At 64.8% G+C, this 14395-nt stretch carries 16 protein-coding genes; 13 read left to right on the top strand and 3 right to left on the bottom strand.

What is annotated here, in order from left to right; genetic code table 11:
• Positions 1-22: 22 nt before the first annotated feature.
• Complete coding sequence (locus tag SJY40_RS03610; protein WP_378942847.1) at positions 23-697, bottom strand: 4-carboxy-4-hydroxy-2-oxoadipate aldolase/oxaloacetate decarboxylase; 675 nt, start codon at positions 695-697, stop codon at positions 23-25.
• Positions 698-924: 227 nt separating this feature from the next.
• Here SJY40_RS03610 and SJY40_RS03605 point away from each other — a divergent pair, with 227 nt between their 5' ends.
• Genes SJY40_RS03605 through SJY40_RS03570 form a run of 8 tightly spaced genes read left to right on the top strand, consistent with a single transcriptional unit; the run spans position 925 to position 7491 of the window.
• A complete protein-coding gene (locus tag SJY40_RS03605) occupies positions 925-1338 on the top strand; it encodes an acetyl-CoA carboxylase biotin carboxyl carrier protein (RefSeq protein WP_378942844.1) in 414 nt (137 codons plus the stop codon).
• The gene (accC, locus tag SJY40_RS03600) at positions 1338-2708 is read left to right on the top strand and encodes an acetyl-CoA carboxylase biotin carboxylase subunit (protein WP_378942842.1); all 1371 of its coding nucleotides are present in this window, start codon (positions 1338-1340) and stop codon (positions 2706-2708) included. Before SJY40_RS03605 ends, accC begins: the two co-directional genes overlap by 1 nt.
• Positions 2701-3345 carry a 5-oxoprolinase subunit PxpB gene (gene pxpB / locus SJY40_RS03595; protein WP_378942840.1) on the top strand — a complete coding sequence of 215 codons (645 nt, stop codon included), beginning with the start codon at positions 2701-2703 and terminating at the stop codon, positions 3343-3345. The genes accC and pxpB overlap by 8 nt, the downstream gene beginning before the upstream one ends.
• A complete protein-coding gene (locus tag SJY40_RS03590; RefSeq protein ID WP_378942838.1) occupies positions 3342-4310 on the top strand; it encodes a biotin-dependent carboxyltransferase family protein in 969 nt (322 codons plus the stop codon). The genes pxpB and SJY40_RS03590 overlap by 4 nt, the downstream gene beginning before the upstream one ends.
• Positions 4310-4702, top strand: coding sequence for a hypothetical protein (locus SJY40_RS03585; RefSeq protein WP_378942836.1), 393 nt, complete (start codon positions 4310-4312; stop codon positions 4700-4702). The genes SJY40_RS03590 and SJY40_RS03585 overlap by 1 nt, the downstream gene beginning before the upstream one ends.
• Positions 4699-5463, top strand: coding sequence for a LamB/YcsF family protein (locus tag SJY40_RS03580; RefSeq protein ID WP_378942834.1), 765 nt, complete (start codon positions 4699-4701; stop codon positions 5461-5463). The genes SJY40_RS03585 and SJY40_RS03580 overlap by 4 nt, the downstream gene beginning before the upstream one ends.
• 27 nt (positions 5464-5490) lie before the next feature.
• Positions 5491-6264: an SDR family oxidoreductase gene (locus SJY40_RS03575; protein ID WP_378942831.1), complete on the top strand. Its 774-nt coding sequence runs from the start codon at positions 5491-5493 to the stop codon at positions 6262-6264.
• Between the two features lie 18 nt (positions 6265-6282).
• Positions 6283-7491: an aspartate transaminase gene (locus SJY40_RS03570; protein ID WP_378942829.1), complete on the top strand. Its 1209-nt coding sequence runs from the start codon at positions 6283-6285 to the stop codon at positions 7489-7491.
• A gap of 40 nt (positions 7492-7531) precedes the next feature.
• Here the strand turns inward: SJY40_RS03570 and SJY40_RS03565 are convergent, their stop codons facing one another.
• Positions 7532-8551 carry a purine-nucleoside phosphorylase gene (locus tag SJY40_RS03565; protein ID WP_378942826.1) on the bottom strand — a complete coding sequence of 340 codons (1020 nt, stop codon included), beginning with the start codon at positions 8549-8551 and terminating at the stop codon, positions 7532-7534.
• Positions 8552-8668: 117 nt separating this feature from the next.
• Complete coding sequence (hemN, locus tag SJY40_RS03560; protein WP_378942823.1) at positions 8669-10012, bottom strand: oxygen-independent coproporphyrinogen III oxidase; 1344 nt, start codon at positions 10010-10012, stop codon at positions 8669-8671.
• Between the two features lie 71 nt (positions 10013-10083).
• Between hemN and fnrL the strand changes: the two genes are divergently transcribed.
• From fnrL to ccoP, 5 genes are all read left to right on the top strand, one after another.
• The gene (fnrL, locus tag SJY40_RS03555; RefSeq protein ID WP_378942821.1) at positions 10084-10824 is read left to right on the top strand and encodes a transcriptional regulator FnrL; all 741 of its coding nucleotides are present in this window, start codon (positions 10084-10086) and stop codon (positions 10822-10824) included.
• 130 nt (positions 10825-10954) lie between these two features.
• Positions 10955-12550 carry a cytochrome-c oxidase, cbb3-type subunit I gene (gene ccoN, locus SJY40_RS03550; RefSeq protein ID WP_378942818.1) on the top strand — a complete coding sequence of 532 codons (1596 nt, stop codon included), beginning with the start codon at positions 10955-10957 and terminating at the stop codon, positions 12548-12550.
• A gap of 4 nt (positions 12551-12554) precedes the next feature.
• Positions 12555-13313: a cytochrome-c oxidase, cbb3-type subunit II gene (gene ccoO, locus SJY40_RS03545; protein ID WP_378942814.1), complete on the top strand. Its 759-nt coding sequence runs from the start codon at positions 12555-12557 to the stop codon at positions 13311-13313.
• 9 nt (positions 13314-13322) lie between these two features.
• On the top strand, positions 13323-13520 hold the full coding sequence (locus SJY40_RS03540) for a cbb3-type cytochrome c oxidase subunit 3 (RefSeq protein ID WP_378942811.1): 198 nt from the start codon (positions 13323-13325) through the stop codon (positions 13518-13520).
• Positions 13517-14392 carry a cytochrome-c oxidase, cbb3-type subunit III gene (gene ccoP, locus SJY40_RS03535; RefSeq protein WP_378942808.1) on the top strand — a complete coding sequence of 292 codons (876 nt, stop codon included), beginning with the start codon at positions 13517-13519 and terminating at the stop codon, positions 14390-14392. The genes SJY40_RS03540 and ccoP overlap by 4 nt, the downstream gene beginning before the upstream one ends.
• The last annotated feature ends 3 nt before the right edge of the window (positions 14393-14395 follow it).

The raw sequence follows: 14395 nt of genomic DNA, 5'->3' as shown, positions 1-14395 counted from the left end.
CGGGGGCGCGCGCATCGGGTGGTCACAGGTCCGTTGTCAGACCCTTGTGCGTCAGCACCGCTTCCAGATTGCAGACATCGATGATGGTGCGACCGGATTTATAGGCCTCGATGAAGCCCGCCTCGGCCTCTTCGCGTTCAGCGGACAGGCGGGCGACCTCGGCGGCGTCTTCGCGTTTGACGACGACCAGGCCGTCCGCATCGCCGTTGATCACGTCACCCGGACGCACGACCTGACCGCCGATGACGATGTCGCCGTTGATCTGACCAAGCGTTTCCTTGACCGTGCCCTTGATGCAGACCGACATCGAAAAGACCGGCAGACCAAGGCGGATCAGTTCCTGCGTGTCGCGTACGCCGGTATCGGTGACGACGCCCGCGATGCCCTTGGCAAGGCAGGCGTTGCCCAGCACGTCGCCAAAGCAGCCGGCCTCGGAATAGGCGCCGGCGGACATGATGATGACATCGCCGGGCTGTGCGTAATGGATTGCCAGTTGCAGCATGATGTTGTCGCGCGGCGCACTGGCGACGGTGAAGGCGGGTCCGCAAAGGCGCATGTCGCGGTGGATCGGTTTCAGGTCCGAGGACAGCGCGCCCAGCCTGCCCTGCGCTTCGTGGATGGTGGCGCTGCCGAAGGGCGCAAGGGCCGCGACATCTGCTGCGGCGGCACGTTCGATCTTGGTGATGATATGGGGCAAGGTTCTGATCTTTCTGCTTGAAGCGGGGGTGCGGGCTTGCGTCCGCGGTCCTGCGCCAACCATAGGCGGCGCCTTTTGCCGCGCATAAGAACGTCTGCCTCTGACGTGATCGGAAATCGCGATAGCAGCGGGGCCGGTCATGCGAAAGCGATCTGACATCATCAAAAAGTGCCAATGCTAGGTTCGGGGCAAGACAAGAAAACTGCCAACAGGAAACCACGCATCTCATGTCGATCAGCATCGAATCCATCATAGCAAGGATGGAATGGGCGGCGCGCAGGCATCTGGACGAATTCGCCTGCCTGGAAGACGGGCACCGGATCACCATCCGGCGCGGCCAAAGCGCCCTGACCGCATCCCCCGCCCCCATCGCCAGCCTGCCCTGCGAACCGGCGGCCGACACGCAGGGCTACGACGTCCCGGCCCCGCTGGCGGGCCTGTGTCATCTGCGCCCCGAGGCCGGAGGCGACGCCTTCGTCCAGCCCGGCGCGCAGGTCACCGAAGGTCAGACCATCTGCATCATCGAAGCGATGAAGATGATGACCCCCATCCCTGCCCCGCGGTCCGGCACGCTTGACGCGATCCTTGTGCAGGACGGCGCGACGGTCGCCGCCGGTGACTCCCTGGTCAGGATAAGCTGATGCCCGATATCGACATGAACACCGTGCTGGTCGCCAACCGGGGTGAAATCGCCCTGCGCATCATCCGCGCCTGCCGCCGCCTGAACCTGCGGGTGGTCTGCGCCTTTTCGCAGGCCGACCGCGGCGCGCCCTATCTTCAGCTGGCCGATCAGGCGATCTGCATCGGCCCGGCGCCTGCCGTCAAAAGCTATCTGAACATTCCCGCCCTGATCGCGGCAGCGCAGGCCACCGGCGCGGGGCTGATCCATCCGGGCTATGGCTTTTTGTCTGAACGCCCCGAGTTTGCCGAAGCCGTCGAGGCTGCGGGCCTGACCCTGATCGGGCCGAACGCCCGCGTCATGGCGCAGATGGGCGACAAGGTTCAGGCCAAGCGCGCGATGATCGCGACCGGCGTGCCCTGCGTCCCCGGCCCCGACAGCGTGCTGCCCGACGACCCCGAGGCCATCCGCCAGATCGCCCGCGACATCGGCTATCCGGTGATCCTGAAGGCGGCGGGCGGCGGTGGCGGGCGCGGAATGCGCGTCGTCCATGACGACAGCCAGCTGGCCGATGCCTTCATGCTGACCCGCCAGGAGGCCACGCGCTTTTTCGGCAATCCCGACATCTATATCGAGAAATTCCTGCAAAAGCCCCGTCACGTGGAAATTCAGGTGCTGGCCGATGCGCATGGCAACGCGCTGTGGCTGGGCGACCGCGACTGTTCCATGCAGCGCCGCCACCAGAAGATGATCGAAGAGGCCCCCGCCCCCGGCATCGACCGCGCCCTGATCGCGCAGATCGGCGAACGCTGCGCCGCCTCCTGCCGCGAGATCGGCTATGTCGGCGCTGGCACCTTCGAGTTCCTCTATGAGGACGGCCAGTTCTTCTTCATCGAGATGAACACCCGCATTCAGGTCGAACATCCCGTGACGGAAATGGTCACCGGTCTGGACATCGTCGCCATGCAGATCGACGTGGCACGCGGCAATGCGCTGACCGTGACGCAGGACCAGATCGTGACGCGGGGCCATTCCATCGAATGCCGCATCAATGCCGAAGACCCCGACAGCTTCGCCCCCAGCCCCGGCCTGATTACCGCCATGCACATCCCCGGCGGCCCCGGCATCCGCGTGGATACCCATGTCAGCGCGGGCTGCGACATCCCAGCCAGCTACGATTCAATGATCGGCAAGATCATCGCCCATGGCGCCGACCGCGCCGAGGCATTGGCCCGCATCCGCAGCGCGCTGGCCGAAACATCCGTCAGCGGGGTGTCCACCAATATCCCGCTGCACCTGCAGATGCTGGCCAATCCCGGCTTTGCCGAGGGCGGCGTCAGCATCCACCATCTGGAACATTGGCTGGACAGCAGAAAGGCCCAAGATGCGTGATCCGATGATTTCCATGATCGGCAGCCGCGCGGTGCTGTTTCAGGCACCCTGCCCCTTCGATCTTGCCAGCCAGCAACGGTTCTGGGCCATCGCCGACCGGGCAGCCCATTGGCCCGGCGTACGCGAGGCCGTGCCCGGCATGACCAATGTCACGCTGTTGCTGGACCATGTCCCGACCGATACCGATGCCCTGCTGGCCGATCTGACCGCGCTCTGGTCCAGCGGCATCCGCAAGGAGGTCGAGGGCCAGTTGCTGACCATCGACATCGCCTATGACGGCCCCCATCTGGCCGAGGTGGCGGAAATGACTGACATGACCATCAATCAGCTGGTGGCCCTGCATTCGGCCCCCGATTACACCGTCTATGCCGTCGGCAGCCACGCGGGATACTGCTATTTGGGTGGTCTGGACCCGCGCCTCGAAACGCCCCGCCGCAAGGTCCCCCTGCCGCGCCTGCCCGGTGGATCGCTGTCGCTGGCGGGTCTGCAGACCGGCGTCTCGGCATCGGCCGGACCAAGCGGCTGGAACACTATCGGCAGCACCTCGGTCAGCTTTTTCGACCCGGCGCGCGACCCCGCCGCGCTTCTGGGACCGGGCGATCGCATCCGCTTCAACCCCGTGAAGGTGGCACCATGATCGAGGCCCTGTTCATCCCCCCCGCCGCCACCGTTCAGGATCTGGGCCGTGACGGATATTGGGCCCAGGGTCTGGGCCGCGCCGGTGCCATGGACAGCCTGTCCCACCGCATCGCCAACCTGATGCTGGGCAATGACGCCAATGCCGCCACGCTGGAAATCGGCCTGACGCCCGCCAAGCTGCGCTTTACCGCGGACGGTGCCTTCGCGCTGGTCGGTGCAAGTTGCGGTGCGACGCTGGACGGCCTGCCGCTGCCGCGTGTCTGGGCGGGCATGGCCAAGGCCGGACAGGTCCTGCAACTGGGACCGATGACCAGCGGCGCGCAGGTCTATCTGGCGCTGGCGGGCGGCATCGATGTGCCCTTGGTGCTGGGATCGCGCAGCACGCAGCTGCGCGAAGGCTTCGGCGGCCATCAGGGTCGCGCCATCGCTGCCGGTGACGTCCTGCGCCCATTGGGTCAGGCGGTGCTGCCCGCAGGTGGCCTCAGCCTGAGCCTGCCGGAATTGCGCGATGCTGACGGCGCGATCACGCTGCGGGCGCTGCCCTCGACCGAATATCCCGATTTCACCGACGAGGCGCAGCAGGCGTTCTGGTCGGGCGGCTTCATGGTCGGCCAGCAAAGCAACCGTCAAGGTTACCGGCTTGAGGGACCAGTGCTGACCTGCACGCCCGGTCAGGAACTGCGGTCCCACGGCATCGGCCCCGGCATCGTGCAGGTTCCGGGCGGCGGGCAGCCGATCATCCAGCTGGCCAATTCCGCCACGATGGGCGGCTATCCCAAGATCGCCGCCGTGATCGAGCCTGACCTGTGGCGCATCGCCCAGGCCCGCCCCGGCGACACCCTGCGGTTCCGTCAGGTTTCGCTGGCAGACGCGGCGCAGTCCGAAGCCGATCACCGCGCGATGCTGGCGGACCTGTCGCGGCAGATCGACGACTTCACAACACGACAGAAAGGCTGGGCCTGATGTTCACCGAACCCGAAATGGACCGCCTGTTGGACGCCATGCGCGCGAATGGCGTCAACTGGCTTGAAATCACCGGCGATGACGCGCTGCTGCGGCTGTCGCTTGCCGCCAGCGTTGCGACCCCCTTGGCACCGCCAGCGCCGCCCGCCCTGATCGCCGCCACCAGCCCTGAAATCGGCACCTTCCTGCCGCGTGGCAGCGATGACGGGCTGCCCGCCTTGGCCCAAGGCGACGATGTGCAGGCGGGCGAGGTCATCGGCTATGTCACCCGCGGCGACATTCGCGCCGCCGTCACCGCCCCAGTCGCCGGACGCATCGCCAGCGACCTGCCCGCAACCGGCAAGCTGACCGGATACGGCGACACCATTGCGGAACTGGAGGCCGACGCATGATCATCGACATCAACTCCGACATGGGCGAGGGCTTCGGCCCCTATCGCATCGCCGACGACGAGGCGCTAATGTCTCAGGTCAGCTCGGCCAATGTGGCCTGCGGGTATCATGCCGGCGATCCGGTCATCATGGACCGCACCATCCGCATGGCGCTGGAACATGGCGTCGATCTGGGCGCGCATGTCAGCTTTCCCGACCGCATGGGCTTTGGCCGTCGCAAGATCGACATGGATCTGGACGAACTGCAGGCGCATGTCCTCTATCAGCTGGGCGCGCTTGGGGCGCTGGCGGGGCGTGCGGGGCACCGCATCACCCACATGAACCCGCATGGCGCGCTTGGGAACCTAGCCAGCAGCGATCCCGCCGTGGCCCATGCCGTCGCCCGCGCCACGTTGGATTTCGACCCCGAGATCGCCTTTCTGGTCCTGCCGGGCAGCCAGCTGGAACAGGCGGCGCTGTCGATGGGCGGGCGGGCCATCCGCCTGTTTCTGGCCGATCGCGGCTATCTGGCCGACGGCCAGCTGGCGCCGCGTAGCCAGGCCGGAGCGGTCATCCACGACCCCGAACAGGTCGTCGCCCGCGTCATGCGCGTCATTCGCAACCAGCAGATCGATACCGTGGACGGACAGATCATCGCGATGCCCGTCCAGTCGATCCTTGTCCACTCCGATACGGCCGGCGCGGTCGATCTGGCGCGCAGGCTGCGCGACGGCATCACCGCGCAGGGCGGAACCATCACGCCGCTGTCGCGCCAGAACTGACCAAGACATTCACAGGAGAGTATCAACATGGCCTTTACCGATTACAAAACCGCATTGGTAACCGGCGCCTCGGGTGGCATGGGCTGGGCAATTGCCGAACGCCTGCGCTCGAAGGGGCTGACCGTCTATGGCGTTGCCCGCAACGAGGAAAAGCTGAAAGAACTGCAGGACCTCTGCGGTGTCATCCCGCTGGTCGGCGACGTGTCCGACACCGAGGCGCTGACCAAGATGGTCGAAGGGCTGGAAATCGACGTTCTGGTCAACAATGCGGGCGTGTCGCGTCCGGGCAGCATCCTGACCTCGAACGCTTATGACATCGACGAACAGATCGACGTGAACCTGCGCGCGGGGCTGCAGCTGTGCCGCCTGCTGCTGCCCGGCATGATGGAGCGTGACCGTGGCCATATCGTCAACATCACCTCGATGGCGGGTCATTACGAATTCGGCGGCCATATCGCCTATCACGCCACCAAAGCCGCCATGCACACCGTGTCGCGCCAGCTGCGCGTCGATGCCTTCGGTCGCCGCGTCCGCGTCACCGAGGTCAGCCCCGGACGCGTCGAAACCGACATCTTCGCCAAGGTCGAAAAGATCGATCCCGCAGAAGCCAATCGCAAATACTACGAGGGATTCGAGATCCCGCAGACCTCGGATATCGCGGATGCCGTGGAATACGCGGTCGGCGCGCCGCAATACGTCAACATCGGCATGATCGAGCTGCTGCCCACCCTGCAGGTTCCGGGCGGTCTGCGCACCGGCAAGCGCGTCGGTGACGACGTCATCCTGACCGGCAACAAGTAACCCCAAGCGAGCATCGCCATGAGCAAGATCAAACTGGCCGATCGGGTCACCAGTATCCGCGTGTCCCCCAGCACCGCAGCCGCGCAGAAGGTGCGCGACCTGCAGGCCGAGGGTCGCCACATCTTCAACCTGACCGTGGGCGAACCCGACTTCGACACGCCCGACAACGTCAAGGCCGCCGCCGTCAAGGCGATGGAGGACGGCCAGACGAAATACACCCCCGTCAACGGCACGGTCGAGCTGCGCAAGGCGATCCGGCACGACTTTTCCACCCGGCTGAACATCGACTGCACGCTGGACCAGATCTGCGTCGGCGGCGGCGCCAAGCAGGTGCTGTTCGTGGCGCTGATGGCCACCGTGCAGGCGGGGGACGAGGTGATCGTCCCGACCCCCTATTGGGTCTCCTATCCCGATATGGTCATCGCCAATGGCGGCACGCCCGTCATCGTGTCCTGCGGGTCGGATGTCGGCTTCAAGCTGACCCCCGACGCGCTGGAGGCCGCGATCACCCCCGCCACGAAATGGGTGATCCTGAATTCGCCCTCGAACCCGACAGGGGCGGCCTATACCGCCGAGGAACTGCGCGCCCTTGGGCAGGTGCTGCTGAAGCACCCGCATGTGCTGGTCATGTGCGACGAGATCTATGACCGCATCTGGTACGCAGATTTCGATGTCTGCAGCATTCTTGGCGTCGTGCCGGAACTGAAGGATCAGGCGCTGGTCGTGAACGGGGTGTCGAAATCCTATGCCATGACTGGCTGGCGCATCGGTTACGGCGTCGGCCCGCAGGACCTGGTCAATGCGATCAACAAGCTGCAGTCGCAGATGTCGTCCTGTCCGTCGTCGATCAGCCAGGCCGCTGCTGCCGCCGCCCTGACCGAAGACCAGTCCGAGGTCGATCGCGCCGTTCAGGTCTATCGCCAGCGCCGCGACCGCGCGCATGAGCTGATCAACGCCATTCCGGGTCTGGAATGCAGCCTGCCGGACGGGGCCTTCTATCTGTATCCGAATTGCGCGGGCATGATCGGCAAGACGACGCCGGACGGCAAGATGATCAGCAATGATCTGGATTTCAGCCTCTATCTGCTGGATGCGGCGGGCGTGGCATCGGTCCATGGCGGGGCATATGGGCTGGAGCCTTATTTCCGCATCTCGACCGCCACCTCGATGGAGGTGATCGAGGGCGCTTGCGCGGCCATCGCCAAGGCCTGCGCGGAACTGCGCTGAAAGACTGCTGCCGGGGCGTGATCGCCCCGGCAGCGGATCATCATTCGGGCTGCACGCCCTTGGCGAAACGGTCCCAATCGGAAATCACCGCATCGGCGAAAGCGTGGCCGACGCGATAGGCATTTTCCGTCGCAGGCCCGAACCCGCCCGAGGTCGCCGCCAGCGACGCCGCCGTATCCTGCCCCTCATGCGCCCGGTCGAAATTCGAGGCGGTGCGCAGAACGGCCACACGGTCGAAATCGAGGCGGCCCGCATCCGCCGCACGGGTCAATGCGGTCAGCGTGGCATTGTCTTCCATCTGGCTCATGCAGTAATCGGCCGCGCCGTCGGTCAGCAGGGCGGTATGGGCTGCGACCTCGTCGCCGATGATCTTGCCGTGCCAATAGGTGTCCGACGACACCGATGCGCAAACCATTACCGAAGGCGCGGCTTTGGCGGCCTCCTGCGTATAGTTCGCGCGATAGGCAGCCGCCTGTTCGCTGTCGGCCAGTTCGACATCCTTGGTGGCCTGATAGGCCGCATCGACAAGCGCGGGGTTCAGGGTGAAGACCTCGGACCCTGCGGTCCAGCCGGGCTTTTCGCCGGGGGTCTTCGCGCCCAGTTCGACGATCTGGCTGGTCCAGTCGCTTGGCGCGTCACGGCTGTCGATGCGGTGCACAAGACCGGTATCGACGACATGATCGGCCCAGGCCGCCGAACCCAACGTGCCGTTTTCGGGGTCCACGCCCGCAATGCCCGCCACCAGAACATAGCTTTGCGTCAGGTCCAGCTGATCGGAAAACGCCACCGCCATGGTCGAGCTTGCCGCATTGGCATAGCCCATCGTCGTCGTCATCACACACAGATCGGCATTGCAGGACAGGGTATCGCCACCCTTTGGCAGTCCGGGAACGGTGATCTTGTCGGGCAGGTCCATGTTGGCCAGCCAGGGGGCGGATTCCGCCTCGAACATGGCGATGACCAGCACTTTGGGCGCAAGGGTGGCGGCCCCCGCGACCGCAGGCATGGCCGTCAGCAGGGCCAGTGCCGCCGCACCGGTCTTCAACGATTTCAAAGTCATGGGTCCGCTCCTTCATGTCGGTTCAGGGCGGGGTATCGCGGGGGCGCGGCGGGGGCCAGCCATGCCACGGTATGCGTGGCAAACATCCCGAAGATTGTGCAAAAATCGGGCAGACGGTCAGCTGGCCTGGCTATAGCGGCGCTGTTGCCCCTCCCCGCCCGTGTCGAAGACCTGCGCGACCAGACGGGCAACCCGTAGATCGGTCAGCGTCAGCACGCCGTCCTGCAGCCGCCCCGCGCCGGGATAGCGGGCCAAGGCCGCCCTGGCCCGCGCCACGCAGAATGTGGCCAGCGTCGCATCACCGGCAAGGGCGGGCAGATCGGCGCGGCCATAGCACATCAGCGCCTCGATCACGGCGGCGATGGTGTGATCCTGCGGCGTCATCTGCACCCCGCGCGCGGTTGGCAGGTTATCTTGGGCAACGGCCTGCTGCCAACCGGCGGTCGCGGCGATATTCTGGACATAGCCCTGCGGCAGCCGGGATATGGCAGATGGGCCGATCCCCAGCAGGATCGGGTTCGGGTCGGTGGTATAGCCCTGAAAATTGCGCCGCAGCCGACCCTCGCGGCTGGCCTGCGCAAGGCTGTCCCCCTGTCGGGCGAAGTGGTCGATGCCCACGGCGTCGTAATCGCTGGCCAGCAGGATGTCGCGCGCCAGATCGGACAGGTCCAGCCGTTCCTGCGCGGTGGGCAGCGCATCTTCGGGGATCAGCGCCTGCCTGCGCGCCACCCAGGGCACATGGGCATATCCATAAAGTGCTATCCGGTCGGGCTGCATCGCCAGAACCGTCCGCAAGGTCCGCGCCAGTCGCCGGCCCGTCTGGTGCGGCAGCCCGTAAAGCAGGTCCATGTTCACGCTGGTCACACCCCGTGCGCGCAGGCCCAGCACCATATTCACCGTGCGTTCCGCCGATTGCTGACGCCCGATGGCCGCCTGCACCGAGGGGTCGAAATCCTGCACCCCGATCGAGGCACGGTTCATCCCCAACCCCATCAGCGCATCCAGCCGCGCATCGTCGCAATCGCAGGGGTCGATCTCGACCGAGACGCGGGTGGCGTCATCCATCGGGAAGGCCGCGCGCAACATCGCCCCAAGGCGGTTCAGGCGGTCGGGCGACAGGATCGTCGGCGTCCCACCCCCCAGATGCAGCGCGCCGATACCGATGTGATCGGGCAGATGGGCGCGGATCATCGCAATCTCGCGCTCCAGATGGTCCAGATAGTGCTCCAGCGGCGCATCGCTGCGTGCGCCCTGCGTGCGACAGGCGCAGAACCAGCACAGTCGCCGACAATAGGGCACATGCACATAAAGCGACAGCGTGCTGCCGGACGGGATGGCGCGCAGCCAGTCCTGATGTGTGTCGGACCCGATCAGATCCGAAAACCGGTCGGCGGGCGGATAGCTGGTATAGCGCGGCGCACGCGCATTCAGCAGGGCGTGATGCAAGGGATCATGTGTCATGGCCCCGAATTAGTCGCGCCACGACCCACCATTCATTGATCGAAATCAAATGCGGATGTAAAACAACGGCCATGACACGTTTGACCACGATCATCGCCTGCAACGACTGTCCGATCCGCTTCCGCGCCGTCTGCGCCGATTGCGATGCGGACGAACTGGCCGTTCTGGAACGGGTCAAGACCTATCAGACCTATGCCGCGGGGGCGCATCTTGCCTCGGCGGGGGAAAGGCTGGACCATTTCTCGTCCATCGTCTCGGGTTGCGCCACCATGTCCCGCACGTTGGAGGATGGGCGTCGCCAGACCGTCGGCCTGCTGCTGCCATCCGATTTCATCGGGCGACCGGGTCGGGCGCAATCGGCCTTCGACGTGCAGGCCCTGAACGAGGTGACGGTCTGCCGTTTCGAACGCGGCGCGTTCGAGCGCATGGTTCGCGAAACCCCCCATATCGCCACGCGCCTGCTGACCATGTCGCTGGATGAACTGGACGCGGCGCGGGACTGGGCGGTGGTGCTGGGCCGCATGACGGCGCGCGAAAAACTGGCGGCCTTTCTGGTCAGCCTGACGCGGCGGCAGGCGCAGGGCATGGGCGGTCGCCTGCCCGGTGGCGGTGTCACGCTGAACCTGCCCCTGACGCGCGAGGAACTGGCCGATCATCTGGGCCTGACCATCGAAACCACCAGCCGCCAGATGACCGCCCTGCGCAAGGACGGCCTGATCGATCTGCGCCAAACCCGCAAGGTCTTCATCCCCGACTTCGAGGCCCTGTCGGCCGAGGCCGGTGAAGACGGCGATGGCGGTCCCATTATCTGACCGCCGCAGCGATCCGGAATAAATGCCGGGTTCGTGATCCTGTTTGATCCATGTCAAGGAAGCCACCCTGCCCCCCGTGCGACTGCCGGGGCGCGGCCCGCACCCGGGCGCGCTTCGACATGAGGACGACATGCAGTTTACAAGGATCGCCATTCTGGCGCTGATCACCCTGCTGGCGGCGATGGCAGCAGACCTTGGGCGCGATCTGGCCTATTCGGTGCATGCGACCATCGTCATGCTGATCGCGGGCGGGCTGTGCCTGTGGCAATTGCGCCGGGTCGATGAACCCCGCATCCAGCCAATTTCCGGCACCTATATGGACAGCCCCATCCGCGCGGGCGTCATCGCCACCGCCTTCTGGGGCATCGCGGGCTTTCTGGTCGGCACCTTCATTGCCTTCCAGCTGGCCTTTCCGGCGCTGAACTTCGACTGGTCCGAGGGATACGCCAACTTCGGTCGCCTGCGCCCGTTGCACACCAGCGCGGTGATCTTCGCGTTTGGCGGCAATGCGCTTATCGCGACGTCGTTCTATGTCGTCCAGCGTACCAGTGCGGCGCGGCTGTGGGGCGGCAATGCGGCGTGGTTCGTCTTTTGGGGATACCAGCTGTTCATCGTGCTGGCCGCGACCGGATACCTGCTGGGCGCCACCCAATCCAAGGAATACGCTGAGCCGGAATGGTATGTCGACATCTGGCTGACCGTCGTCTGGCTGACCTATCTGGCTGTCTTCATGGGCACGATCCTGAAGCGCAAAGAACGCCACATCTATGTCGCGAACTGGTTTTATCTGGCGTTCATCGTCACGGTTGCCATGCTGCATGTGGTCAACAACCTGTCGATCCCCGTATCGCTTCTGGGGTCCAAATCCGTGCAGGTCTTTGCGGGCGTTCAGGATGCCATGACCCAGTGGTGGTACGGCCATAACGCCGTCGGCTTCTTCCTGACGGCGGGCTTTCTGGGTATGATGTATTACTTCGTCCCCAAACAGGCGGGCCGCCCCGTCTACAGCTACAAGCTGTCGATCATCCACTTCTGGGCGCTGATCTTTCTGTATATCTGGGCCGGTCCCCACCACTTGCATTATACCGCCCTGCCCGATTGGGCGGCGACGCTTGGCATGGTGTTTTCCATCGTCCTGTGGATGCCCAGCTGGGGTGGCATGATCAACGGTCTGATGACGCTGGAGGGTGCCTGGGACAAGATCCGCACCGACCCCATCATCCGCATGTTCGTGGCCAGCCTTGCCTTTTACGGCATGTCCACCTTTGAAGGGCCGATGATGTCGATCCGCGCGGTCAACAGCCTCAGCCACTATACCGACTGGACCATCGGCCACGTCCATTCCGGCGCGCTTGGCTGGAACGGCATGATCACCTTTGGCTGCCTCTATTTCCTGACGCCGCGCCTTTGGGGCCGCAAGCAGATGCATTCGATGTCGGCCATCAACCTGCACTTCTGGTTGGCGACGCTTGGCATCGTTCTCTACGCATCATCCATGTGGGTCACCGGCATCATGGAGGGCCTGATGTGGCGCGAGGTCGATGCCAACGGCTTCCTGGTCAACTCCTTCGCCGACACGGTGGCTGCCAAGTTCCCGATGTATGTGGTGCGCGGTCTGGGCGGCGTCCTGTACCTGGCCGGTGGTCTGGTGATGGTCTGGAACATGTGGATGACCATCCGCGCCCCGCAAGCCCGTCCCGCCACCGTATTCGTCCCGGCAAGGTGAACCCATGACCCAAGACATCCACGAACCCAAGCCCCGCCGCGGCCTGCTGGACCGCCACGCCACGTTGGAACGCAACGCCACCCTGTTGCTGGTGGGGTCCTTCCTTGTCGTCACCATCGGCGGCATCGTCGAAATCGCGCCGCTGTTCTGGCTGGAAAACACCATCGAAAAGGTCGAGGGGATGCGTCCCTATACGCCCCTGGAACTGGCGGGCCGCGACATCTATGTCCGCGAGGGCTGCTATGTCTGCCACAGCCAGATGATCCGCCCCATGCGGGACGAGGTCGAACGCTATGGCCATTATTCGCTGGCGGCGGAATCGATGTACGATCACCCCTTCCAGTGGGGGTCGAAACGCACGGGGCCGGATGTGGCGCGCGTCGGCGGGCGTTACTCCGACGAATGGCATTACGACCACCTGTCGGACCCGCAATCGGTCGTCCCCGAAAGCGTCATGCCGAAATACGACTATCTGGCGCGCACCAGGCTGGAGGTCACCCATATCGGCGATCTGCTGGAAACCCATGCGATGGTCGGCGTGCCCTATACCGATGACATGATAGCCAATGCCCGCGACGATATGCGGGTGCAGGTCGATCCTTGGGGCGACACCGATGGGCTGCTGGAACGCTATCCGGGGGCGCAGGTCCGCGATTTCGACCGCAATCCGCAGCTGACCGAGATGGACGCCCTGATCGCCTATCTTCAGATGCTGGGCACGTTGGTCGATTTCTCGACCTTCATTGCCGATGACAGCCGCTAGGGGGACCGGATGACCGATACATATTCGCTTTTGCGCCTTTTCGCAGACAGCTGGATGCTGCTGGCCATGTCGGCCTTCTTCCTTGGCGCCTGCCTCTGGGCGTTTCGCCCCGGTGCCCGCGCCGCCCATGAAGAAGCCGCAATGGCCATCTTTCGCGACAGCCCGACACGCGCCGACGGTGACGACCAGCCCAAGGACCCGACATGACCAAGCACCCCAAAACCGACGACAAGCCAAAGGTCGATACCACCGGCCACAGCTGGGACGGCATCGAGGAGTTGAACAACCCTCTGCCCCGCTGGTGGCTGTGGACGCTCTATGGCACCATCGTTTTCGCGGTGATCTATGTGATCCTGTATCCCGCATGGCCCATGGTGAATGGCGCGACCAAAGGCGTGTTGGGCTGGTCCACCCGCGCCGATGTGCAGATGCATATCGAGGAAGTGGACGCCAGCCAGGCCGATATGCGGGCATCCCTGACCGAAACCGATCTGGGGGTTCTGGACCGCAATCCTGAACTGATGGAATTCGCGATGAACGCGGGTGCGGCGGTGTTCCGGACTAATTGCTCGCAATGCCACGGGTCGGGTGCAGGAGGTGCGGTGGGCTATCCCAACCTGCTGGACGACGACTGGCTGTGGGGCGGCATGGTGGAAGACATCGCCTATACCGTCCGCCACGGCATCCGGAACGAAGATGACCCCGACGCCCGTTTTTCCCAGATGCCCGCCTTTGGCGAGATGCTGACCCGTGACCAGATCGCGACGCTGGTGGACCATGTGCGCAGCCTGCCGGATGGCACAGCCCCCTTGGCCGGTGCGGGTGGACAGCTGTTTGCGGACAATTGCACCTCCTGTCACGGCGATGACGGGCGCGGGGATCGCACGCAAGGTGCGCCGAACCTGACCGATGCGATCTGGCTTTATGGCGACAGTCCCGAACAGGTCACCCGCATCATCACCCGCGGCCCTTATGGCGTCATGCCGCCGTGGAACACCCGCCTCTCCGAGGCGGAAATCCGCGCCGTCGCCGCCTATGTCCACGGCCTTGGCGGAGGCGAGATGCCCGCCGCGCAATAGCGC

The organism is Paracoccus sp. R86501 (assembly GCF_042466435.1).
GTDB lineage: Bacteria > Pseudomonadota > Alphaproteobacteria > Rhodobacterales > Rhodobacteraceae > Paracoccus.
Note: the sequence above shows the minus strand (reverse complement) of the source record. Positions and strands in the feature narration are given on the sequence as shown.